Origin of the sequence: Longimicrobium sp., assembly GCF_036399255.1 — a bacterium.
In the GTDB taxonomy this organism is placed as follows: Bacteria; Gemmatimonadota; Gemmatimonadetes; order Longimicrobiales; family Longimicrobiaceae; genus Longimicrobium.
On sequence record NZ_DASWNM010000087.1, the window covers coordinates 159,866 to 180,928 of the forward strand.

Consider the following 21,063-nt stretch of genomic DNA (forward strand, 5'->3'; position numbering starts at 1 on the left):
CGTGCTGCGCCAGCCAGACGGTGTGGCCGCCGCAGCCGGGGTCTTCGGCCACGTGCCGGACCACGCCGCGCGAAACCGTTCCGTGCTTGAGCTTGAGAGGGTGTTGCCAAACCTCCCGGCGTGATTGACTTCCTGAGGGAGGCGCCGCCCCAGGACTCGCTTGTACACTGCACCCTGGCGCCGACCGAAGGACCCTCGCCAGCAGAACGACGGGGCTGGTCCCGTGCCCTGATCTGGCCCCTGCGCCACCGGGACGAGGGCCTTCGGTCGCGCGCAACCTGTATTGTGACTTCTGGTTACACGTGATGCGCTCCCTCAGGAAGTCACCGCTTCGTTATGGATTTGAGGTTTAGCAACACCCTCTGAGAGTGTGTTTTAAGAATCCCCTGCGCTCGCCCCGTATGTCATTTCGAAGGAGGCGCCACACCGCACCATCGGCTCGCACGAAATCCTGCGCGCCGACTGAGAAATCTACTGTCTGCTGCTGGTGCCCGGTCGCACCGCTCCGGCACTGGCCCTGTCCACCCCTGTCGTAGCCGCGAAGCAGGCACGGGCTACCGCGTCTGCCCTCCAGCAAATCCGACAGCAGACTCCTCGGCCCTGCAACCTCTGGTGTGAAAGCAGACTACGGCGTGGCGGGCCTCGGAATGACAGCGCTGGTGGATCTGCCTGGATGTGCAGCGTCGGATTCTTAAACACACTCCGAGGGCCATCGCCGATCAAAGAATCGGCCGGCTGGTGCACGGTCCCGTCCGCTACGCCGGGTTCGTCGCGAGGGGCCCCGCGTTCCCGACAAAGATTCTTCGGTCGGCGCGACGGGCGGTGGTGCATCTGGAAGGAATTGAGCGCGCGCCTTCCTCAGAATGACACCGTGGGCCAGGCCCGGCATCACACCTTCCAGTACCACCCGCGCCGGTGCATCGCCCAGACAATGGCGGTCCACAGGGCCACGAAGCAGAGCGCGAACGCCAGCGACGCATCGTGCGTGGGAAGCCATGAATCGAACGCGCTGGTAAAGATCACGTCCTTGATCGTCTGGCCGTCGATCTTCACCATGTACAGCAGGCGCGCCATCACGCCGGAAAGAAAGAAGGCGAAGATGGCGTTCATCCCGAACCAGGCGAAGGGCATGGCCCAGCGGCGGCGGCCCCGCACGTCCACCAGCCAGTAGCACACCGCCAGCGTGTGCAGCGCCATCCCCGCCGTGAACACCACGTACGAGCTGGTCCACAGGTTCTTGTTGATGGGGAACGCCGCGTCCCAGATCAACCCGATCACCAGCGCCGCGTTGCCGGCCAGGAACAGCCCCACCAGCCGCTCCGCGGGTGATCGATGGGACCGCAGCCACCGCCCCGCGAACACGCCCAGCAACACCGTCGCCACGGCGGGAAGCGTGCTCATCAGCCCCTCCGGGTCCCACGTCTTGGCGGACGCCCACAGGTGGTTGGTGCCCAGGAGCGAGCGGTCCACGTACGCGGCCAGGTTGCCCTCCTTGCTCAAGTTCCCCGCGCCGTAGCCGGGAACGGGGATCAGCGTCATCGCCGCCCAGTAGCCCAGCAGCAGCGCCGCCGCCACCGCGGCCTGCGCGCGCGGGCGAAGGAACAGCACCGTCGCCGCCGCCAGCGTGAACGCCAGGCCAATGCGCTGCAGCACGCCGGGAATGCGCAGGTTCGACAGGTCCAGGTTGTAGTAGGGAAAGGCCTGCAGCAGCAGCCCCAGCCCCACCAGGATGGCCCCGCGCCGGGCCGCCCGGCCGAACAGCCGCCCCGGTGCCTCCCCCCGCTCCAGCCGCGGGACGATGGAAAACGCCATCGCCGCGCCGACTATGAAGAGGAAGAAGGGAAAGACCAGGTCCGTGGGCGTCCAGCCGTGCCACGCCGCGTGCTCCAGCGGGTCGTAGACGGCGCTCCACGTTCCCGGGTTGTTCACCAGGAGCATGGCGGCTACCGTCAGCCCGCGGAACACGTCCAGCGACAGCAGCCGCTCCGCCCCCGCGGCCGGCACCGCCGGCTCCACCTCGGACGCCAGGGGCTGTGCGCCGGTGAATGTGTCGGTCATTCAGGTCTCGGGTCGGATTCGGGAGCAGGACGCGTCGTCGTGCAGGCGTCGCAGAGCCGTGGATCAGATGCGCTCGGGTGTCATCCTGGGGTGTTGCCATACCCCAGCCACAACGAAACTGACTTCCTGAGGGAGCGCACCACGTGCAACCGGAAGTCACACAACCGATTGCGCGCGACCGAAGGACCTTCTCTCGGGCCGCGAGGGGCAGGCTCCGCGACAGGGTTCCAGCCCCTCGGTTCTGCCGGCGAGGTCCTTCGGTCGGCGCCAAAGTCCATCGTATCAGCAGGTGGTGGAGCGGCGCCTCCCTCAGGAAGTCAACCGCGGGTTTGGCGATACGCTCTCAGGCATGGACCCCGTCTATCCTGTCGGATCGGGCGAAGCGGGGCAAGGCTCCCCACTGTCCTTGAACCTTCCCGGCGCGGCGCACGTAGAAGGTGCCCGCACGGAGCCGGCGGGAGTGCAGAATAGAAACCGGAGGTGTTTTGATGCGTCCCGAGGTCACGATGATGCTCTTTTTCTTCTTCGGCATCTCCACCCTGTTCTGGGGCACCGTCGCGCTGGGGCTGTGGGTGTGGCGCCGCAAACGGCCGCGCGTCACCGGCACGCTGGCCCTCTCGTCCGCGATCATCGTCGTCATCAGCGTGGTGTCGGCGGCGCCGGGGTACAGCGCAAAGGAGCAGGCGCGGATCGACGAGATGCACCGGGCGTTCGCCCCCGCGCTGGAGCGGCACCGGCAGGCGCACGGCGAGTATCCGCCCACGCTGCAGGCCGTCGGCGTAACGCCGCCGCGGACGAAGTACGGGCCCCTGGAGTACCACGCCGGCTGGTCGGAGAAGGGCGCCCCGTACTACTGGCTGGGCTTTGGCGACGCCCAGATGCATGGCTTTGCGGCCTCGTGGGACAGCCAGTCGCGCGAGTGGATGCGGACCGACTTCGACTTTTGAGGCACCCGGCCTGTCCAGCGGTCTTCGACTGAATCGGGCACGGACGGCGGGGCGGCGGTGGCAATCGGTGGTTCGAGGACGGAACGATGGGAGGTGTTCGATGGAAGGGCTGGTTCTGCTGGTGTTCTTTGGCCTGGCGGGGATCTTCTGGACCCTCCTGACGGCCGCGGTGTGGGTGCGGCGGCGCAGCCTTCCGCTCATCCCCGGCGGACTGGCGGCGACGTGCACCGTCTTCATCGCCATCCTCCTGGTGGCCGGCGAGCCGGGGTACAGCGTCGAGACGGGGACGTCGGAGTACAGCGCCGAGACGACGGAGTACGGCGGCGAGACGGGGACGCCGGCGTACAGCCTCGAGGTGCAGACGCAGGGGGATATGGAGGACGCGCGGGCGTGGTCGCGCACCGCCCGGGAGCGGGCTCGCGTGGACCAGTTGCGCCGGGAGTTCGCTCCCGCCCTGGAGCGCTACCGGCAGGCGAACGGCCAGTATCCCTCCACGCTGGAAGAGGCGGGCGTCAGGACTGTGTATACGTCATACGGCTCCCTTTACTACTACGGCAGCGGGCCGGTGCCCCCGCAGTGGTACCTGATCTCGTTCGGTGATCCCTCACGGGACGGTTTTACGGCGGATTGGGACAGCAGGACGCAGAAGTGGACCGTTACGGCGTTCCAGTTGTGATCCCGCGCGGAATTCCAGCCCGGCTGCACTGCGTGGACAGCGTCTGCAGGGAGAGCGGATGGACCCGATGATGGCGATGGGGATCGGCGCGACGGCAGGCCTGGTGGCGCTGCTGGCGGGTGCGCTGGCGATCTCCATCTGGATCAGGAAGCGGCGGATTGCCTGGCTTTCCGGCGGCATCTCGGCCGCCGCCGCGGCGGTGGCGTTCGGCTGCATGGTGGCCATGCCGCCCGGCTACCAGCCGGCCGAGCAGGAGCGCGTGGAGCGCCTGCACGCGCAGTTCGCGCCCGCGCTGGAGCAGTATCGCCGGCAGCACGGCGCATATCCGCCCACGCTCGAAGCCGCCGGCATCCAGACGCCGCAGACCCGCTACGGGCCGCTGCGATACCAGGCATCGCGTACCGGGGAGGCGTACTACGAGATCTCGTTCGGCAACTACACCGAGAACGGCTTCACCTCGTTCTTCAATAGCCGGCACGGGAAGTGGCAGCTGGACACTTGATTGCAGCGGGAATTTGCGGATGATCAATCGAACGGTGGTCGGCCTGGTGGCGTTGTTCGGGATGGGCCTGGCGGCGGGATGGGGCGCGCGCGCCACCCCCATCGAGCCCGAACCCGTGTACGCGCCGCCGCCACAGCAGCTGTACCTTCCCCCCGCCCCGGTTGCCACGCCGGCGCCGCCCCTGCTTCCCCCGGTGGAGGACGCCGAGGCCAGCGAGCATCCGTCGTATCCCATCCCCGAACCGCCCGCGGACGAGGGGCTGGGCGAGTATCCCGCCTGGAACGGCTACGACCTGGACTGCCCCGACGTGGGCCATCCCGTCCGCGTCCCCGGCCGCGACCCGCACCGCCTGGATCGCGACGGCGACGGCGTGGGGTGCGAGAGCTCGTAGTCCTTCTGCCTGACGGCCGCTCTGCCAGCCCCGCAAACAGAAGCAGGGGTACAGAGGAACAGAAAAAGGCCAGAGGAACAGAGGACGAATGGGGTTTCCTCTGTTCCTCCGGCTTTTCTCCGTTCCTCTGTACCCCAACGCCGTTTCTGTTCGTCGTTCGGGAACGTCAGCGCTGGATCACGCCTGCTGGGGACAGCCCCAGGCGCGGCCCACGTACTCCATCATCGGGCGCATGGCGGACATGTCCATGCCCTGCACGGTGCTCTCGTTCTGGTACAGGTTGCCCAGGCTCTGCCGGATGCCTTCGTTGCCGCCGGTGAACTCCTCGACCAGCCCCTTCCAGCGGCGCGCCAGCTCCTGCACGCGCGGGTCGCACGGGTCGGTGCCGGCCTCCATCTCGGCGCGCACCTGGTCCATCAGGCGCGGCCACTCGGCCTCCACCTCCTTGATGCGCCCCTCGCCCACCTGCTCGCGGCGCTCCTTGAGGTAGTCCATCTGCTCGGGCGTGTAGTATTTGTCGAACATCGTAATCTCCTCGATGGTCTGGATCAGTTCGTCGGCGGAGACCGTCTCCGCCTCCCGCAGCCCGGCGGCCAGCGCGTCCAGCCGCTCCACCAGGCGCTGCTGCGATTTTACCTGCTGGCGCAGGCGGTCGGCGTGAAGCTGCACCACCTGCAGCGGCGACATGCGCTGGCCGTTCAGCACGTCGCGGATCTCCTCCAGGGGAAATCCCAGGCTGCGCAGCGAGGTCACCTGCTGCAGCCGCGCCACGTCATCCTCCACGTACAGCCGGTGCCCCGCCGCCGTCCGGTGCGACGGCGAAAGCAGCCCGATCTGGTCGTAGTGGTGCAGCGTGCGCACGGTAAGCCCCGTCCGCTTCGCCAGCTCGCCCACCTTCCAGGTCTGCATCTTCACTCCCTGTTCACTCACGTTCCGTGGCCACGGCGACTATGCTAATCCCTCACGTTACGTCAGGTGCAAGGGTTTTCTTTCGAGGAGTTTTGGCGGAGCGGTGGGATGATGGAGTAAAGCGTTGCGTGGGAAGGGGATAGAGGATTTTGGGCGGGTGGAGGATTTTGGCGCGACCCGCGGGGGCGCCCCCTCCGGGCTCGCATTACTCGCCCACCTCCCCCAAAACTGCTGGGGGAGGTTGGGACGATCCGAGAGGGTGGAGTCGCCCACCTGCTCCTCCGATTCCGCCGCACCCACCCAATCCGCGCAGGCGGATTTCGTGTGGTTGTTGCAGCGAATTCATTCGCCCGTGCTCCAGCAAAGCGGCTGAACTGAAGGCGACCAGGCGAAATGAGCGGACCTGCCGGATACGGCCGGAGCCGGCGGGGTGTCTCCGCCGGCTCCGGTCACGTCCGCGCGCTGCCGGGTCTGGCGCCTACGGGACAAACTGGATCTGGTCGACGTAGAAGGTGGGCTGCGCCCCGCCTGCATCGTCCTGGATCACCAGGTCGGTAATGGCGTTGGACGTTACGCCAAGCGCGGAGAGCGGAATGCTCACCTTGCGCCACGCGCCGGCCGCCACCGATCCGCCCGTGACGTACGAATCCAGCACCACAATGGGCAGCGACCCGCCCGTGTCGCCCAGGTACAGGGCGAGCTGCTGCCCGCCCGCCGTGCCGCCGTGCACCTGGAACTCCAGCTTCGACAGCCCGGACGGGCTCACCCCCGTGTTGCTGTGCAGGTACAGGCCGCCCCACGCGGCCGTGTACGTGACGGCGATGGACTTGCTGCCCAGGTGCACCGGCGAGGTGGCGGCATAGTCGACGGTGGCGCCCCACGACCAGTTGGCCCACCCCGAGCCCCGCGCGTCGTCGTACACCACCTTCGTGGCGTTCATCACGTCGTGGATGGCGCTCAGCAGGCTGATGGCCGCCAGCGAGGTGTCCTGCGTGATCTCCCAGATCCCCACCCCCGACGCCCGCTGCAGGCTCAGCGTGGTCTTGTCCTTCATCGTCTGCAGGCCGTTGTAGTCGTAGCCGCCGCTGGAGTCCTTGTACGGCGCCTGCGCGTCGGCCGCCACGATCTTCCTGTACGCCTTCTGCCTGGTGTCGGCCGAGTCGCCGTAGAACGGCACGCCCAGCACCGTCTTGGACTGCGGAAGCCCCCGCGTGTCGCGCCAGTAGTCGAGCGACGACACCGCCAGCGAGTACGGCGAGTGCGGAGGCGAGTCCTCGTACGCCATCAGGAACAGAAAGTCCACGTTGTTGAACACCTGCGACTTGATGGAGTCTCCGTAGTATGCGTCGGCGGGCACCGCGGCGGTGAGCAGCTTGCCGCGGCTGTGCATCGCGGTGTCCAGGTCGGCCATCAGGGTGGCGTAGCTGCTGGATTCGGCGCTGGTGTTGGGGAACTCCCAGTCGATGTCCACCCCATCCAGCCCGTAGTTGCTGATGAAGGTGACGACGTTGCTCACGAAGGTGGCGCGCGCGGTGGAACTGGCCGACATCTGCCGGAAGCCGGAGTCGTCCCCGCCGTTCCACCCGCCGATGGAAATGAGCACCTTTGTGTTGGCGGCGTGCGCCCGCTGCACCACGCCGGCCAGCTTCGTGTTGCCGCTCATGGGCACGCCCGTCAGCGCCCCGGTGCTGGTGGGGACCACGAACGCGTACATCAGGTGCGTGAACTTGTCGTACCGGATGGAGTCCAGCGAGCCCGCGTACCATTCGGGCAGGTAGCCCACCACCCGCGCCGAGGAGGCGTTCATCGCCAGCGGCGGCGCCAGCCCGCCCGGCGGCTCCGTCGCCGGAACCGCGGAAGTGGGCACGTCGCTGCAGGCGGCAAGGGCCACGCATAGCGCGGTCGAGGCCAGGGGCAGGTTCCAGCGCATGGGACCCCCAACGAGAAGGTGACACCGTTCGGGACGAACTCCGTCCCGGGTGGCCCGCTCCGGGCAACATGCGTGCTACTGGATTTGGGATAAGATCAAAAAGAGCAGCGTGTTGCGGGAGCGTCCGGAAACAGTTGAGGAAAGCCGTGAGACGCTGCCTGCGCGGCGTCCGCGGGGCCTCACCGCTCGCTTAGGCTCGCACCCACTCCCGCAAGCGGGAGAGGGTATAAACGTCACAAATGCCTGTGGGTGCGTTCCCGCGGGCGGGGGGGGGAGTGAAGGCCACGCCCCGAAACGAGCCGAAGCGCGATCGAACTCTCCCCTTTCTCCCGCGGCGCGGGGAGAGGGGCCGTGGGGAGAGGGGGCCCTGGCGGGCGCCAGTTGGATGCCTGTCGCCGGGCCACCCGCCCAGCGGCAACCCCAACCTCCCCCAGCAGTTTTGGGGGAGGTGGCGAGCCTGGGCGAGCCGGAGGGGGCGCCTTCCGAAGCGCGATCGAATTCTCCCCTCTCCGTGAGGAACGAACGGGGAGGGGCCGGGGGAGGGGCCCCCGCTGGCGCAGCGCAGTCTTTGGGGACTACTGCGCCAGCGGCAGCCGTACCGTGAAGGTGCTGCCGTCGCCGGGGGTGCTGGCGGCGTGGATGTCGCCGCCCAGCAGCCCGGCCAGCCGCCGCGCGATGCTCAACCCCAGCCCGCTTCCCCCCGCGCGGCGGATGAGCGGGTGCTCGGCCTGCCAGAACGGGTCCCAGATCTTTTCCAGGTGCGACTCGTCGATGCCGATCCCCGTATCCGCCACCGCCACCGCCACCCACCCCGGCTCGCTGCGCACCGACACCTCCACCCGGCCGGATTCGGTGAACTTGGCCGCGTTGCTGAGCACCGCCCGCAGCAGCTCGCGGCAGCGGCGCGGGTCCGTCTCGGCGCAGGCGTCCTCCTCGGCGATCACCTGGAACTCCACCCCGCGGCGCCCCAGCGTGCCGGCGAACTCGCGCGCCACCTCGTTGACCACGGCGCACAGGTCCACGCGCTCCAGGGTGATGCCGCTTTCGCCGGAGTCCAGCCGCGTGTAGCCCAGCACGTCCTCGATCATCCCCTGCAGCTGGCCCGAGTTGCCGCGGATGCGGTCCAGGTGCTTGCGCTGCAGGTCGCTCAGCGCGCCCGCCTCGCCGTCCAGCAGCAGCTCCGAAAAGTTGACGATGGCGTTCAGCGGGGTGCGCAGCTCGTGGCTGACGACGGCCAGGAAGTCCGTCTTGGCGCGGTTGGCGGCCTCGGCCTCGGCGCGGGCAATGCGCTCGCGCAGCAGCAGCGAGTCGCGCTCCGCCGCCGCGCGCCGCCGCTCGGTGATGTCCTCGGCGATGCAGTACACGCCGAGGATGCCGCCGCCGACGACGATGGGCACCAGGGTTACGCGCACGTCCACCCGCCGCCCGTTCTGGTGCACCAGCACCGTCTCGGCCCCCTGCGGCTCGCCGGCGGCCGTGCGGCCGAACAGGCCGCGCATGCGCTCGCGGTCGTCGGGCGAGACCAGCGACCAGAAGGTGGCCGAGCGCAGGTCGTCGGCGTCGTAGCCGATCAGCGACTCGGCGGCGGGGTTGGCGGTGCGCAGGGTGCCGTCCAGGTCGAACGAGCACACGCCGTCGGGGTTGTTGTCGAACAGCGACCGGTAGCGCTGGCGGCTTTCCTCGTACCGCTCGGCCACCTCCTTGCGCTCGGTCAGGTCGCGGGTTATCTGCCCCAGGCCGATGAGCTTTCCCGCGGCGTCGTGGATGGCCGTAAGCACCACGCTGGCCCACAGGCGCGAGCCGTCGCGCCGCACGCGCCAGGCGACGGTCTCGCAGCGGCCGTCGCGGATGGCGGTGTGCAGGTCGCGCACGGGCGCGTCGCGGTCGGCGTCGTCGGGGGGAAAGAAGACGGCCAGCGGCTGCCCCAGGATCTCCTCCTCGTCGTAGCCGAACATCCGCCCCGCGCCCTCGGTCCAGGTGGTGACCCGGCCCTCGGGGCTCAGCAGGATGATGGCGTAGTCGGTGACGTTCTCCACCAGCAGGCGGTACAGCTCGTCCCTGCCGGGAAGCGCCGAGGCGCGGGGTCGGGTGCGGTGCGGCATGGAGTCGGGGTTCGCGAAAGCGCTCGGTTCTGCGCGGGGCGAAGGCGGACACTCTGCAAATTGTCCGCCGGAGCCCCGCCACCGCCCGACCGCTTTGCGTGGCGGGGCACGGGACAGGCGATTGCGGGGCACACCACGGGCGCATGATCGGTATCAGACAGCCGGCCGCGGCCCGCGGCCAAGACGGACGATTCAAGGAGAAGCCCATGATCCGGATCGGCGTGACCGGAACGGACACCGCGGTCGGCAAGACGTACCTCTCTACCGTGCTGCTTGGGCTGCTGCGCCGCAAGGGGCTGCGCGTGGCCGCCATGAAGCCGGTGGAGACGGGGGTCAAGGCCGACGACCCCGCCAGCGACGCCGCGCGCCTGCGCGACGCCGCCGGCGCCGACGACCCGCTGGAGCAGGTGCGCCCCATCCTGATCTCGGAGCCGCTGGCGCCGTGGGTTGCGCTGGCCCGGGCGGGGGGCACGGTGGATCTGAACGCGCTCGACTCCGCCTACCACGCGCTCTCCGAAGACCGCGACGCCATCCTGGTGGAGGGCGCCGGCGGGCTGCTGGTGCCGCTTACGCGCGACCTGGCGTACGACGGGCTGTTCGTGGGATGGGGGCTGGACCTGATCGTGGTGGCGGGAAACCGGCGCGGCACGCTGAACCACACCATGCTCACCGTCCGCGCCGCGCACGACGCGGGACTGCGGGTGCGCGGGGTGATCCTGAACGCGCTGGGCCCCGACCGCAACGGCATCGCCGAGCGCACCAACCTGGAGGCGCTCACCGACCTGCTGGAGCCCGTCCCCGTGATCCCCTTTCCCTGGATCCGCAAGGACCGCCCGCTGGAGTACGCCATGGAGATCGCCGAGGAGAACGGCTTCGACCGGCTGATCGGCGACCGCGTGGCACCCAGCCTGGATCCGCAGCCGGAAAGCGCGTAGGCGCCGATCCCCGCTGCTTGATCCGCAGCGCAAAAAGATAAGTCGCACGCAGAGGCCGCAGAGGGAGGCTCCAAGGCCTCTGCGTGCGACAATTTCTTTTTTCTGGACCTGATACCAAAATCCTGAAAAGAATAATCGTACAGAGGAACAGAGTCAGACAGAGAAAGCGAGCTGAGATAATATTTTTCTTCCTCTGTCTGACTCTGTTCCTCTGTACCCATAAAGCTGTTTTCCCGGCTTCGGGATGAGGCTGAACGAGCGCGCCGGGCTGCCACGTAGAACGCAGCGTCTCGAACCGATCCGAATCCGCCGCCGTGGAGCATCTTTTCTCCGAAGTCGCGGCGTGAAATAGTTCTTGTATGTGACGGTGTAGCAGATTATCCTATTGGCCTCCGGTGAGACACCCGTTCTCACCGGAATCCGGGACGCCCCCTCCTGTCCCGGGCCATTCCACACGCACTGGCGGCGGGTGCAGACCGGCACCGCGATCCGCCGGCATGAGCAGCGGCGGCTTCTTCCGCCCGTACACGGGAGGAAACCCCTCCCCCGATCCCGCGAGGTGGACGGATGTCCCACACCAAGAGCGACGATCTTTCCCCGCAAGCCACCACCGAGGCGCCGGTGAACCCGGAACGCCGCGCGTTCCTGGGCAAGGGCGCGGTCATGGCCGCCGCCGCCGTGGGCGCGCCCGCGCTGCTGGCCGCCTGCGACGCGGACGCCGCCACGCCCACCGAGGCGCGTCCCACGGCCGGCTCCGCCGCGCCGTCGGCGGTGGCGGGCACCATCGGCTCGTGCGTGGTGCACGTGAGCCCGCAGCCGTGGTGGGCCGTGCACTACACGGTGGCCGGCACCATCGGCAGCACCACCTACGTCAGGGTGCCCACGCTGGAAAAGAGCACCTACGGCTACGTCCAGCGCGTGATCACCGACGACTCGCGCATCGGCACGGCGCTGGCGACCATCCTGCGCAGGGACTACAAGTGGGACCGCGGCGCGCTTACGCTGATCGTGCAGGACAGCCGGGGCAAGGCGTGGCCGCGCCGCAGCATCGGCAGCAACGCCGACCTGGCGTACGCCATGAAGGACGCGCTGTCCACCAACTCGCTGGCGTACGGCGTGCTGCGCGCCAGCCTGGAAAAGGGCAGCAAGGTGGTCGCCATCGTCAAGAGCTCCGTCATCCAGTACCAGGACTCGGTGGCCAGCGACTACTGGGGCAACCGGCTCAAGCCGTCGCACTGCGCCTTCTCGGGCATCTTCAACAGCGCCGTCAGCGACATCGCCATCACCACGACGATCTACGACCGCACCCGCTGCTGATCCGCCGCGGCTGGACGTAGAAGAGAGCCCTCCCGGCCGCGCGCCGGGAGGGCTCTTCTGCATCGATGAAAGACATTCGTCCCTGATCCGCAAAATCAATCCGCATCATCTCATACGGGAAAAGCGGGGGTACAGAGGGACAGACAAACGCCAGAGGAGCAGAGGACGACCAATCTTCCTCTGTTCCTCTGGCTGTTCTCTGCTCCTCTGTACTCCCGATGTTGCTTTTACGTTTTCCGCATGCGCAAACCGCGGATTCGCAACAGGCCCTTCCTTATCAGCCGCCGCGGTCCCGGACGGCGCGCACGACCAGGTGCACGTGGGGCTCGTGCAGGATGGTGCCGTGGTCGCCGGTCACGGGGACGACCGTGACGCTCTCCGCGCGCGAGCCCCAGAACGCGTCCGCCGAAGACTGCAGCGCCGCCGCGGCCGAGCCCTCGGTGCGAAAGTAGGTCAGGTGCCCCTCGTACGGGCGCAGGTCGTACGCGGCCTGCGCCTGCAGGTTGGCGCTGCGCACGCGGGTAAGCGCCACGAGCAGCTCCGCGCGGTCCTCGGGAAGGAGCCGCGGGTCGTTCACCTGGCGGATCATCGCGCGCGCCATCTCCAGGGGAGGCAGGTGGCGCGCCGCTTCCACGTCGATGCGTTCCGCCGCCATCCACCCCGCGTAGCCGCCGATGGTCTGCATCATCACCTCCGCCGGGTCGCGCGGGTCGGCTTCGATGGCCTCGTCCGTCAGCGGCGAGGTGTCCAGCAGCGCCAGCAGGTCCACCTCCTCGCCCGCGGCGCGCAGCTGGCGCGCCATCTCCCACGCCACCACGCCGCCGAACGACCATCCGCCCAGCCGGTACGGCCCGCGCGGGCGAAAGCGGCGGATGCCCTCCACGTAGTACGCCGCCATCTCGCGCAGGTCGGCGATGGGCTCCCTGCCATCCTCCAGTCCCCGCGGCTGCAGCCCGTACACCGGCTGGTCCGGCGCCAGGTTCACCGCCAGCCCGCGATAGCAGATCACGTGTCCGCCCGCCGGGTGCGCCAGGAACAGCGGCGGCCGCTCGCCAAAGGTCTGCAGGGCGACCAGCGGAAGGCGGACGGCGCGCTCCCCCGCCGCCAGCGCGCGGGCCAGCGACTGCACGGTGGGCGCCTGCATAAGCATGCCGATGGGAAGGTCGACGCCCAGCTCCACGCGCAGCCGGGCGACCAGGCGGGTGGCCAGGATGGACTGGCCGCCCAGGTCGAAGAAGTCGTCGTGCGCGCCCACCGTTTCGATCCCCAGCACGTCCTGCCAGACGGCGGCGATCCGCTCCTCCATCCCCGGCGCCGGAGGGACGAACCCGCCGCCGTCGGCGCCCGCCTCCGGGTCCGGCAGGGCGCGGCGGTCCAGCTTGCCGCTCCCCGTGCGCGGCAGCGCGTCCATCCAGGTGAACACGGCGGGAACCATGTACTCCGGCAGCCGCTCGCGAAGAAAGCCGCGCAGCTCCGGCGCGGCCGGCGGCTCCGCGCCCGGCCGCGCGACCAGCCAGCCGGCGAGCCGACGCGCCGCGCCGCCCTCGCCCCGCGCCGCGACGGCGGCGTGGGCCACGGCGGGATGGAGCGCGAGCGTCTGCTCCACCTCCTGGAGCTCGATGCGGTGGCCGCGCACCTTTACCTGCGCGTCGATGCGCCCCAGGTACTCCAGCACGCCGTCCTCGCGCCAGCGGCCGCGGTCCAGCGTGCGGTACATGCGCGACCCCGGCGGGCCGTGCGGATCGGGGACGAACCGCTCGGCGGTGAGCGCGGGGCGGCCCACGTACCCGCGCGCCACGCCGGCGCCCGCCGTCCACACCTCGCCCGGCGCGCCGATCCCCGCGTGGCGGTACGCGGCGTCCAGCACGTACACGCGCCCCCCCGCGATCGGCCGGCCGATGCCGACGCGGTCGGTGAACGGCTCCAGCACGGCCCAGGTGGAGTACGTCGTATCTTCCGTGGGCCCCCACAGGTTGACGACGCGCTCCACCCCCGCCTCCGCCAGCGCGCTCACCAGCGGCGGCGGCACGGCCTCGCCGCCCAGCAGCAGGCCGCGGACGCCCTGCGGCAGCCGCCCCTCGCGCAGCAGCTCCGCCGCGGCGGTAGGCGTCATGGGCGCGGCCAGGACGGTGCGGCCCGGGGGGAGCGCGGCCAGCGCGTTCTCCACCAGCACCACCGTGCCCCCGCAGCACAGCGTCCCGAACAGCTCCGCCACGGAGACGTCGAAGGTGACGGGGGTGGATCCCAGCACCGCCTCGCGCTCCTCGCCCAGCAGCCCCGGCATCCACGCCAGCATCGCCGCGGAGGCGCGGTGCTCGATGGCCACGCCCTTGGGTCCGCCGGTGGAGCCGGAGGTAAAGATGACGTACGCCACGTCGCGCGGCCCGGCGCGCATCGGCGGATCGTCTTCCTCTTCCGCCTGCACCTCCGCCATGGTGGTGACGACGACGCCCGGCGGCGGCTGGCCGATGGCCGCGCGCGACGCGGCGTCGGCCAGGACCAGGCGGGCGCGGGACTGCGCCAGCACGGCGTGATGGCGGGGGGCGGGATGGGCGGGGTCCATCGGCACGTAGGCGGCGCCGGCCTTCATCACCCCCAGCAGCGCCGCCACCAGCGACTGCGTGCGCGCCATGCACACGCCCACGCAGTCGCCGCGCGCGACCCCCGCCGCCATCAGCCCGTGCGCGATGCGATTGGCCCGCCGGTTCAGCGCATCGTACGTGATCTCGTCGCGCAGGTGGACCAGGGCGGCCGCGTCCGGCGTGGCGCGCACCTGCGCTTCGAACAGCGTGGGGATCGTCCCGTCCTCCAGCACCGCCAGCCCTCCGTCGCTCCACTCCGCGACGGTCCGCGCCTCGTCTTCGTCCGCCAGCGCCACGCGCGAGAGGGGCTGACCGCGGTCCGCGGCGATGGCGCGGAGGATGGATTGAAGGTGCCGCGCCATCCGCGGCACCGTCGTCTCGTCGAACAGGGCTTCGGGAAACTGCAGCGCGGCGGCCAGCGCGTCGCCGTGCCGCTCCACCTGCAGCGTCAGGTCGAAGATGGCGGTGCGCGAATCCAGCTCCATCCGCTCCACTTCCACGCCGGGGAGGGCCAGCGAGTCCGCAGGCCCGTCCGCAAAGGTGAGCACCGCCTGCACCAGCGGCGGCCGGCTGAAGTCGCGCCGCACCTCCGCCAGCTCCACGATGCGGTCGAAGGGCAGCGTGCCGTGCCGCTGCGCGTCGGCGACGACGCCGTGCACGCGGCGGAGGTGCTCGCGCAGCGTGGGATCGCCCCCCATCCGCATCCGCAGCGGCACCGTGTTGGCAAAGAAGCCGGCCACCCCCGCCAGCTCCGGGCGCGGGCGGTTGGCCAGCAGCGTGCCCAGCAGAAAATCGTCCTCCCCCGCGTAGCGCGAGAGCAGCAGCGCGTACGCCGCCGCCACGACGACGTACAGCGTGGTCCCCTCCGCCCGCGCCGCCGCCTCCAGCGCCCGCGTCAGCTCCGGCGCAATGGCGAAGGGGTGCTTGGCGCCGTCCCAGCTCTGCAGCGGCGGGCGGGGATGGTCCAGGGGAAGGTCGATGACGTGCGGCGCGCCCCGCAGCTCCGTGCGCCAGAACGCCTCGTCCGCGTCCGTCCCCTCCCGCGGGCGCTGCTGGAACGCGGCCCAGTCGCGGTAGCGCACCGGCGGCCGCGGCAGGTCGACCGCTTCACCCGCGATCCGCGCGGCGTAGAGCGCGCCCAGCTCGCGCAGCAGCACGCCCGCGGACCAGCCGTCCGCCGCCAGGTGGTGCACGCCCAGCAGCAGGTGATGCTCGTCATCCGCCAGCCGCAGCAGCGTCGCGCGAAAGCTCTCGCCCGCGGCCAGGTCAAAGGTGGAGCGGGCGAACTCGTCCGCCTGGTAGCGCGCCTCGGAGGGGGCCCACGGGTCCGCGGGGATGTCGATGATCCGTGGGGCGAACGACGCCTCGTCGTGCACCACCTGCACCGGCTCGCCGTCGTGCTCGGTGAACGCCACGCGCAGCATCTCGTGCCGCGCCACCAGCTCGCGCAGCGCGTCGAAGAGCGCGCCGGCGTCCAGCGGGCCGCGCAGCCGAAAGCCCATGGGGATGGTGTAGACGGGGTAGCCGGGCGCCAGCTGCATTACGTACCACAGCCGCCGCTGCTCCGCCGAGAGCGGCGCCGGCCCGTCGGGCGCGCGGGGGATGGGCGGCCCGGCGCGCAGCTTTTCCAGTAGCGCGCGTTTCGCCGGCGACAACGTGGCGAGGCGTTCGGACAGCTCGGTCATGGGACGGATGCGCGCCCGGGCGGGCGCAGGGAGGAAGGTGCTACCGGCGCAGAAGATCCACCGCCCGCACGATAGCGCGCGGGCGGTGCGGGGTCAATTGGATTGGGGATTACAGAGAACCCGTCTACAGGTGGACCGATTTGTCATTCCGAGGGAGCGCCGCACTGCACCTTCCCTCACCCCGGACCCGGCGCGCGACCGAGGAATCTACTGTCGGCCATTTCCGCGCCGGTCGTCGAGCACCGATCTCGCCCATCGGGGCCGGGTCCGGAGCGAATGATGCGCGTTGCGATTCCAATCCGGCAACGTGCCGTCCGCCCGCTGGAGCGAATGAATTCGCCGCTGGAAAGTCGCAAAGTCCGCCTGCGCGGACTCGGCGGCCCGACCGTGTGCGGCGTTCCAAGCGCCTGCGCGTCCGCAGCAGTCAATCGGCCACTCCTCAATTGTCACTCCAGCGCGCCGTCCTGAGGCACGATATGCCCAAGCAATGCACGTCGTCGTTCCCTCGATGCCTCGCCAGCTTCCTCGAGAGCGGCGATCCGCTGGCCGTGCATTCCAGAAACATCGAGTTCGTCAGGCCTGGAAGTTCGCGTAACAAAAAGGAGCCGCCGATACCCTCAGCGGCCCACCGATTCAGACTTTCGATCTGCTGGATTCGGATCAGGCGGTCATGCTGCCGCTTCGCCACGGATCTCGCGCAGGATCGCGGAGCGCTCTTCCTCGGAAGGGATGTGCCGCGCGAGAACCTCGGCCGTGGTTTCCATGATGCGCTCCGAGAAGAGACGCGCGGCATCCTGCCGAAGACCCTGTCCGATATAGAACTTGAGCAGGGCTTCGGGAGCCATGTCTCGCGTCGCCGCCACCCGGCGGACCAGTTCCAGGGTGTCGGAAGGGATGGACAGCGTCACCGCCTGCGAAGGCCGCGCGCGCAAGCGGAGGGTTCCCGGTTCGTCAGACCTGCTCATACAGCTTCCTTTCCGCGCGTGTCGCCGGCCGGGCGGAGATGATCCGCGTTCGGCTGGACCGGTCCGTGTGCACCACCAGCAGCAGGCGTTGCGTCAGCGAGTAGCCAAGGAGAAAATCGCGCCGTTCGGCCCCGGACGACGCGTCACCGCCCTGGCTGAAAGGATCGAAGAACGCCTCGGCCGCCTCCTCGAAGGTAACCCCGTGCTTCTCGACGTTGCTCCGGGCTTTGTCTTCGTCCCACTCGAACAGACGCCCTGCAGCCGGTACGTGATGTCCATGCTTCAAGCATGGGACAAAAGCGCGTGCAGAGCAAGCGCCTGTGCAGACGGATCGCTCTCGCCTGGCGGGCTCTCAATCTCTACGCCGCGCCGGCGATGCGGACGGCGGGGACGGTGCGGCGCTCGGGTCCGGTGTGGGGAGCCAAGCGGAGAGCAGCTCGCGGGCGTGGATGCAGTCGCGCGTGGCGCCGCCGGAAAAGAACCCGGCGCAGGCTTGGGACCGGGCGGCACGGTGGTGCAGCAGGGCCAGCTGCTCCCGCGCTACGCCCCGCCGCCACTGCGGACGGCGGGGACGGAAGCCGGCGTGGATCCGGCGCGGACCGCGGCGGCGAGCGCCTATCGCTTTCCGTACACCCCGAGCGAGTAGTAGCAGATCGACGTGTCACAGCGCGCCATCGTCACCCGGACGGTGTACTCGCCGCTCACGGAGGGCGTCACGCTGACCACCGGAAAGTCGTCCGCGTCCGTGTCGCTGTCCAGCAGCGTGCCGCGCGGCCCATGGATCTTCAGGTCCACGTCGTCGCAGTCCGTATCGCACGCGCCCAGCAGCATGTAGGTGACGCCCGCGTCCAGGCGAACGCGTACCGTCCCCGATGCGCCGCGGGCCAGCGTGCCGGTTTCGTAGTTGTGCGTGCGGGCAAAGCCCTCGCGCTCCAGCACCTCCTCGCCGTTTTCCAGAAAGCCGATCACCTGCGCCTCCCAGCGGTCCTCCTCCGTCCGCGCGGACCGCGCCGATCCGCGCGGCCGCAGGTTCGTTCCCGCTTCCACGCCCGGCTCCCCGACGGAGGCCAGTCCCCCGGACGCACGCGGCAGCTGCGAGCGGGCGAACCGCTGGGGCGGGTCGCCCGTCTGCAGCAGCGGCCGGACGTACCGCACGGGGACGGCGTAGTTCAGGTTCTGCCCGCCCGACATCACCATCGTGGCGACGCCGATCACCTCGCCGCGGCCGTCCATCACCGGCCCGCCGGACGAGCCGGACGAGATGGGCGCGGAAATCTGGATCATCGACACGCCCTCCACGGTCCGGCTGGCGCTCACCAGGCCGTCGCTGAAGGTGCCCGTCTGCCCCAGCGGGTGGCCCATGGCGTAGACCTCGGCGCCCACCACGGCCGCGGTGTCGCTGCCCAGGCGCAGGCTCACGGCGCCCTCCACCGGGACCTTGAGGACCGCCACGTCGCGCCGCGGATCGGAGGTGACGTAGTAGACGTTGTCGTACACCTCGCCGTCGAACGTCTCCACCTGCAGCGCGTGGGCGTCCTGGATGACGTGGAAGTTGGTGACGATCACGCCGTCCGGGCTCACGAAGAACCCGCTGCCCAGCGCGTCCACACCGCCCCGCGAGTCCAGGGCGCGAATCTGCACGGTCGCGCGCTGCGCGGCCGCGGCGATCTCGCGGGGCGTCAGCTCCTGCGCCCGGGCCACGGACGGCGCAAGGGCGGCGGCGGCCGCGAGGGCAAGTCGGAAAAGCGCGCGGGAGCGCATCATCGGCGGTTCCTGGTCGATGAAAGGTGGACGGCACCGGCACGCCACACCGGAACGCACGTGGCCTGCCATGCGGGCCGCCGCGGGCATTCTACGTCGCAAGTCGTGGATCGGATTCAGCTTCCGGCCAACGGCGCCCAGCCGGCCGGGGTGCGCGGGCACGCGGGCATGTCCCTGCCCCTCCCCAGATTGTCCCGTCCGGGCCGCACCCTGCCGCGTGCGGAGAGCAGGACCGGGAAGATGCAGGGGACGCCGTCCTTTCCGTGATCGTGGAGATCCGGATCGGGACCGTCGTCGCCGGAGTCTCTGGCGGGACGGCGGATGCGACGAAGCCCCGGCCGCGAATGGCGGCCGGGGCTTCGTGCGGTACGGCGGCGCGGGGCGCCGCCGCTCAGGCCGGACCGATCAGAAGGCGGCCACGTTCAGGCGCCCGCCCGTCACCGTCTTGCCGCTCAGCGAGGCGGTGGGGAGCGCGCTGGTCAGGATGGCGCTCTTGATGGTCGCCGCCGACGAGCCCGGGTGGTACGCCGCGTACAGCGCGGCGGCGCCGGCCACGTGCGGGGACGCCATCGACGTGCCGCCGTAGCTGGCGTACCCGGAGACGACCTTGCCCTTGGAGCTCGCCGGCACCGTGGAGTACACGCCGCTGCCCGGGGCGCCGATGTCGACCGTGGTGGAGCCGTAGTTGGAGAACGAGCTGATGGCGCCCGTGCTGGTGATGGAGGCCACCGAGATGATGTTGGCGTTGGGGTACTCGCCCGGGTAGCAGGCGCTCACTTCGCAGTTGTAGGTGCTGTTGCCCGCCGCCGCGACGAACAGGATGCCGGCCGCGTTGGCGCGCTCGATGGCGTCCTGCAGCGCCTGCGAGAAGCCGCCGCCGCCCCACGAGTTGTTGGTGGCAACCAGGTTGATGCCGTGGCGCGTCTTGAGGTCGGTGAAGTAGTCCACCGCCTTGATGGCGTTGGCCGTGGTGCCGCCGTTGCTGCCCAGGAACTTGCCGCTCAGCAGCTTTACGCCCCAGCACACGCCGGCCACGCCCTTGCCGTTGCCGCCCACCGCGCCGATGGTGCCGGCCACGTGCGTGCCGTGGTCGTCGGTGGTGCCGTCGAAGACGGAGTTGTTGTTGCCGGCGAAGTCCCAGCCGTACACGTCATCCACGTACCCGTTGCCGTCGTCGTCCGCGCCGTTGCCCGCCACCTCGCCCGGGTTGGTGCCCGCGTTGGCGGCCAGGTCCTCGTGCGTGTACATGTAGCCCTCGTCGATGATGCCGATGTACACGTTGCTGCAGCTGGTGTGGTTGGCCGCCCACGCCACGCCGGCGCCGCTGCCGTACACGTTGGCCGGCGTGGTGGCGCCGCCGTACATGCCCCACAGCGAGCCGTTGGTGAAGTAGGTGTCGTTGCTGACGGCGCTGTGCTGGTACACGTAGTTGGGCTCGGCGTACTCCACGCTGGGGTTGCCGCGCAGCCGCTCGATGGCGGCGCCGGTGCCCAGCCCCGAGTGCACCACCACCAGGCCGTCGCTGTCGCCGCCGCGGCGCATGCTGGCGGTGACGATGCGCTCGCGCACCGCGGCGTTGGCGTGCTGCAGCGCCGCGCCGCGCGCCGTGGACGAGGCGCCCGCGCGGAACTTGACGATCACTTCGCCCGGGACCACGGCGGCCTGCGCGGCGGCGGCCTGCGAGGCCTCCGCGGGAATGGCCGGCGCCAGCGGCGCCTGGTCGGCGCACGCGGCCAGGGCCAGCGGGGCAAGAAGGAACAGACTGCGCTTCATGAGAGGCGTCCTCCGACGGGGGATGAAGGGACGCGGCGCCGCAAAAGGCGGGGGCGTCCAGGGGTGTGGATGACGCCGGAGAAGAGCAATGGCCGGACCGAAAGCACCGTTTCTCGCAACTCATGGATTCACAAGGGCTTGGCCCGGAACCGCGCCGCCCGGTCCGGCGGCGGGGGCGCACCACATCGGTGCGGTGCCGCGCGGAAAAGGTGCAGCCGTCCCCAATCTTTTCCGCGGATTCTCTGAATGATGCGGATCGAATTTCCCTGCTCCTCTGGCTGACGATCCATCATACCAGGTTCTCAGCCCGATCGTGCATTCCCCACGGGGCCGTCTCATCCTCAGACCAGATCCTGAAAAAGAATGATCGTACAGAGGAACAGAGTCAGACAGAGAAAGCGAGCCAGGAGATCATCCGGGTTCCTCTGTCTGACTCTGTTCCTCTGTACGCATGCAGTTGTTGTTTTCCCGGATTCGGCGTCACACCGAGGACACGGAGAAGACAAAAAACGAAGCGCGCCGCCGCGGAT

General features: G+C 69.8%; 15 protein-coding genes. 6 read left to right on the plus strand and 9 right to left on the minus strand.

Annotated elements, in window-relative coordinates; translation table 11 throughout:
- Nucleotides 1–888 precede the first annotated feature (888 nt).
- Nucleotides 889–2,058 carry a DUF5009 domain-containing protein gene (locus tag VGC13_RS15650; RefSeq protein ID WP_331126201.1) on the minus strand — a complete coding sequence of 390 codons (1,170 nt, stop codon included), beginning with the start codon at nt 2,056–2,058 and terminating at the stop codon, nt 889–891.
- 488 nt (nt 2,059–2,546) lie between these two features.
- Between VGC13_RS15650 and VGC13_RS15655 the strand changes: the two genes are divergently transcribed.
- The 4 genes from VGC13_RS15655 to VGC13_RS15670 all read left to right on the plus strand — a co-directional run bounded on the left by VGC13_RS15655 (nt 2,547) and on the right by VGC13_RS15670 (nt 4,574).
- Nucleotides 2,547–3,005, plus strand: coding sequence for a hypothetical protein (locus tag VGC13_RS15655; RefSeq protein WP_331126202.1), 459 nt, complete (start codon nt 2,547–2,549; stop codon nt 3,003–3,005).
- A gap of 100 nt (nt 3,006–3,105) precedes the next feature.
- Nucleotides 3,106–3,681 (plus strand): hypothetical protein, encoded by a 576-nt coding sequence (locus tag VGC13_RS15660; RefSeq protein ID WP_331126203.1) that lies wholly within the window; start codon nt 3,106–3,108, stop codon nt 3,679–3,681.
- 58 nt (nt 3,682–3,739) lie between these two features.
- A complete protein-coding gene (locus tag VGC13_RS15665; RefSeq protein WP_331126204.1) occupies nt 3,740–4,183 on the plus strand; it encodes a type IV pilin protein in 444 nt (147 codons plus the stop codon).
- A 19-nt stretch (nt 4,184–4,202) separates the two neighbouring features.
- Nucleotides 4,203–4,574, plus strand: coding sequence for an excalibur calcium-binding domain-containing protein (locus tag VGC13_RS15670; protein ID WP_331126205.1), 372 nt, complete (start codon nt 4,203–4,205; stop codon nt 4,572–4,574).
- 177 nt (nt 4,575–4,751) lie between these two features.
- On the opposite strand, the gene VGC13_RS15675 is transcribed toward VGC13_RS15670, so the two are convergent.
- The 3 genes from VGC13_RS15675 to VGC13_RS15685 all read right to left on the minus strand — a co-directional run bounded on the left by VGC13_RS15675 (nt 4,752) and on the right by VGC13_RS15685 (nt 9,515).
- Nucleotides 4,752–5,483 (minus strand): MerR family transcriptional regulator, encoded by a 732-nt coding sequence (locus VGC13_RS15675; RefSeq protein ID WP_331126206.1) that lies wholly within the window; start codon nt 5,481–5,483, stop codon nt 4,752–4,754.
- Nucleotides 5,484–5,961: 478 nt separating this feature from the next.
- The gene (locus VGC13_RS15680) at nt 5,962–7,413 is read right to left on the minus strand and encodes a glycosyl hydrolase family 18 protein (protein WP_331126207.1); all 1,452 of its coding nucleotides are present in this window, start codon (nt 7,411–7,413) and stop codon (nt 5,962–5,964) included.
- A gap of 575 nt (nt 7,414–7,988) precedes the next feature.
- Nucleotides 7,989–9,515, minus strand: coding sequence for a PAS domain-containing sensor histidine kinase (locus tag VGC13_RS15685; RefSeq protein ID WP_331126208.1), 1,527 nt, complete (start codon nt 9,513–9,515; stop codon nt 7,989–7,991).
- A gap of 206 nt (nt 9,516–9,721) precedes the next feature.
- Between VGC13_RS15685 and bioD the strand changes: the two genes are divergently transcribed.
- A complete protein-coding gene (bioD, locus tag VGC13_RS15690) occupies nt 9,722–10,450 on the plus strand; it encodes a dethiobiotin synthase (RefSeq protein ID WP_331126209.1) in 729 nt (242 codons plus the stop codon).
- Between the two features lie 567 nt (nt 10,451–11,017).
- The gene (locus VGC13_RS15695; RefSeq protein ID WP_331126210.1) at nt 11,018–11,767 is read left to right on the plus strand and encodes a hypothetical protein; all 750 of its coding nucleotides are present in this window, start codon (nt 11,018–11,020) and stop codon (nt 11,765–11,767) included.
- A 277-nt stretch (nt 11,768–12,044) separates the two neighbouring features.
- Here the strand turns inward: VGC13_RS15695 and VGC13_RS15700 are convergent, their stop codons facing one another.
- The 5 genes from VGC13_RS15700 to VGC13_RS15720 form a co-directional block, all read right to left on the minus strand.
- The gene (locus VGC13_RS15700) at nt 12,045–16,034 is read right to left on the minus strand and encodes an amino acid adenylation domain-containing protein (protein ID WP_331126211.1); all 3,990 of its coding nucleotides are present in this window, start codon (nt 16,032–16,034) and stop codon (nt 12,045–12,047) included.
- A 668-nt stretch (nt 16,035–16,702) separates the two neighbouring features.
- On the minus strand, nt 16,703–16,942 hold the full coding sequence (locus tag VGC13_RS15705) for a hypothetical protein (protein WP_331126212.1): 240 nt from the start codon (nt 16,940–16,942) through the stop codon (nt 16,703–16,705).
- 43 nt (nt 16,943–16,985) lie between these two features.
- Nucleotides 16,986–17,285: a BrnT family toxin gene (locus VGC13_RS15710; RefSeq protein WP_331126213.1), complete on the minus strand. Its 300-nt coding sequence runs from the start codon at nt 17,283–17,285 to the stop codon at nt 16,986–16,988.
- Between the two features lie 329 nt (nt 17,286–17,614).
- Nucleotides 17,615–18,763, minus strand: a complete 1,149-nt coding sequence (locus tag VGC13_RS15715; RefSeq protein WP_331126214.1) for a S1C family serine protease — start codon at nt 18,761–18,763, stop codon at nt 17,615–17,617.
- Nucleotides 18,764–19,165: 402 nt separating this feature from the next.
- The gene (locus tag VGC13_RS15720) at nt 19,166–20,533 is read right to left on the minus strand and encodes a S8 family peptidase (protein ID WP_331126215.1); all 1,368 of its coding nucleotides are present in this window, start codon (nt 20,531–20,533) and stop codon (nt 19,166–19,168) included.
- Nucleotides 20,534–21,063 lie beyond the last annotated feature (530 nt).

Coding starts and splice junctions, on each gene's coding strand:
- VGC13_RS15685 (WP_331126208.1), bottom strand. CDS start 9,515: ATGCCGCACCGCACCCGACCCCGCGCCTCGGCGCTTCCCGGCAGGGAC.
- VGC13_RS15680 (WP_331126207.1), bottom strand. CDS start 7,413: ATGCGCTGGAACCTGCCCCTGGCCTCGACCGCGCTATGCGTGGCCCTT.
- VGC13_RS15700 (WP_331126211.1), bottom strand. CDS start 16,034: ATGACCGAGCTGTCCGAACGCCTCGCCACGTTGTCGCCGGCGAAACGC.
- VGC13_RS15695 (WP_331126210.1), top strand. CDS start 11,018: ATGTCCCACACCAAGAGCGACGATCTTTCCCCGCAAGCCACCACCGAG.
- VGC13_RS15660 (WP_331126203.1), top strand. CDS start 3,106: ATGGAAGGGCTGGTTCTGCTGGTGTTCTTTGGCCTGGCGGGGATCTTC.
- VGC13_RS15665 (WP_331126204.1), top strand. CDS start 3,740: ATGGACCCGATGATGGCGATGGGGATCGGCGCGACGGCAGGCCTGGTG.
- VGC13_RS15675 (WP_331126206.1), bottom strand. CDS start 5,483: ATGCAGACCTGGAAGGTGGGCGAGCTGGCGAAGCGGACGGGGCTTACC.
- VGC13_RS15670 (WP_331126205.1), top strand. CDS start 4,203: ATGATCAATCGAACGGTGGTCGGCCTGGTGGCGTTGTTCGGGATGGGC.
- VGC13_RS15715 (WP_331126214.1), bottom strand. CDS start 18,763: ATGATGCGCTCCCGCGCGCTTTTCCGACTTGCCCTCGCGGCCGCCGCC.
- VGC13_RS15655 (WP_331126202.1), top strand. CDS start 2,547: ATGCGTCCCGAGGTCACGATGATGCTCTTTTTCTTCTTCGGCATCTCC.
- VGC13_RS15720 (WP_331126215.1), bottom strand. CDS start 20,533: ATGAAGCGCAGTCTGTTCCTTCTTGCCCCGCTGGCCCTGGCCGCGTGC.
- bioD (WP_331126209.1), top strand. CDS start 9,722: ATGATCCGGATCGGCGTGACCGGAACGGACACCGCGGTCGGCAAGACG.
- VGC13_RS15650 (WP_331126201.1), bottom strand. CDS start 2,058: ATGACCGACACATTCACCGGCGCACAGCCCCTGGCGTCCGAGGTGGAG.